Source organism: Azohydromonas lata (assembly GCF_034427735.1).
Taxonomy (GTDB): domain Bacteria; phylum Pseudomonadota; class Gammaproteobacteria; order Burkholderiales; family Burkholderiaceae_C; genus Azohydromonas; species Azohydromonas lata.
Genome location: NZ_JAXOJX010000165.1, coordinates 1 through 1,672 on the forward strand (window position 1 = coordinate 1; position 1,672 = coordinate 1,672).

At 74.6% G+C, this 1,672-nt stretch carries 1 protein-coding gene; it reads left to right on the forward strand.

Annotated features, from left to right (window positions below; all coding sequences use genetic code 11):
• The coding region (mdoH, locus tag SM757_RS34770) for a glucans biosynthesis glucosyltransferase MdoH (protein ID WP_322468831.1) at window positions 1-1,672 on the forward strand (1,672 nt) is incomplete at both ends.

Sequence of the window (1,672 nt, forward strand, 5' to 3'; positions counted from 1 at the left end):
GCCTGGCGCGCCGCCGCGCGGCGCCGCCGCGGCGGACTGCTCACGGCCGTGGGCCTCTCGGCCGCGGCCGCCACGCTGGTGCTGGCGCAGCCGGCCGCGGCCGACGGGCTGGACTGGGTGGAAGCGGCGCACCTGCTGCTGTTCTTCCTGCTCTTCGGCTGGGTCAGCGCCGGCTGCTTCACGGCGCTGGCGGGCTACCTGAGCCTGCGCCGGGGCGACGCGTTCGCCCTGCGCGCCGACGAGCTGCTGGCCGACGGCCACGCCCACTCGTCCGGCGACGGCACCCGCGCCCGCGTCGCGCTGGCCATGCCCATCTGCAACGAGGACATGGACGCCGTCTTCGCCGGGCTGCGCGAGACGCTGGAGTCGCTGCGCGCCACGGGGCGCGACGCCGACTTCGACCTCTTCATCCTCTCCGACAGCAGCGACCCCGCGCTGCGCGCGGCCGAGCTGCGCGCCTGGCGCGAGCTGCGCGCCGTGATGGGCCCGGAGCTGGGCGAACGCATTTATTACCGCCACCGCCGCCGCCGCACCAAGCGCAAGGCCGGCAACGTGGCCGACTTCTGCCGCCGCTGGGGCGCGCTCTACCGCTACATGGTGGTGCTGGACGCCGACAGCGTGATGAGCGGCGAGTGCCTGGTGAAGATGCAGGCCCTCATGGAGCAGCACCCGCGCGTGGGCATCCTGCAGACGCAGCCCGTGGCCCGCGGCCACGACACGCTGCACGCCCGCGCGCAGCAGTTCCTGGGCCGCGTGGCGGCGCCGCTCTTCGGCGCAGGCCTGCGCTGCTGGCAGTTGGGCGAGTCCCACTACTGGGGCCACAACGCCATGCTGCGCATCGAGCCCTTCATGAAGCACTGCGCGCTGGCCCCGCTGCCGCGGCGCGGCGGCCTGGGCGGCGAGATCCTGTCGCACGACTTCGTGGAGGCCGCGCTCATGCGCCGCGCCGGCTACGAGGTGTGGCTGGTGGACCTGCCCGGCAGCTTCGAGCAACCCCCGGCGCACCTGCTGGACGAGTTGCAGCGCGACCGCCGCTGGTGCCAGGGCAACCTGCAAAACGCGTGGCTGGTGGCCGAGCCGGGCTTTGCCGCCGTGCACCGCGCCATGTTCGTGAGCGGCGCCCTCTCCTACGTCGCCTCGCCGCTGTGGCTGGCCTTCATGGCGCTGGGCGTGCTCAGTGCCGACGACGGCGCCACGCACGTCTTTTCCGGCGCGCCGGTGCTGTGGGTGCTGACGCTGGCCATGCTGGCCGCGCCGCGGGTGTTGGGCGTGGCGCTGATCCTGCGCCGCGGCCAGGCCGCGGAGTTCGGCGGCGCGGCGAAACTGGTCGCCGGCTCGCTGCTGGAAGCCTTGCTGTCCGCGCTGCAGGCGCCCTTGCGCATGCTGGCGCACACGGTGTTCGTGCTGGGCGCGCTCACCGGGCTGAAGCTGGATTGGAAGTCCCCCTCGCGCGACGCCGTGGCACTGCGCTGGGGTGACGCGGCACGCCGCTTCGGCCCCTGGGCCCTGCCGGCCGCGGCGGTGGCCTATTTCGCACAGGTGCCGACGCTGGCGCCGGTGTGGCTGCCGCTGCTGCTGGCCGTGCCGCTGGCGGTGTGGACCAGCCGCCCGGAGGTGGGCGCCTGGCTGCGCCGCCGCGGCATCTGGCTCACGCCGGACGAGGCGCACCTGG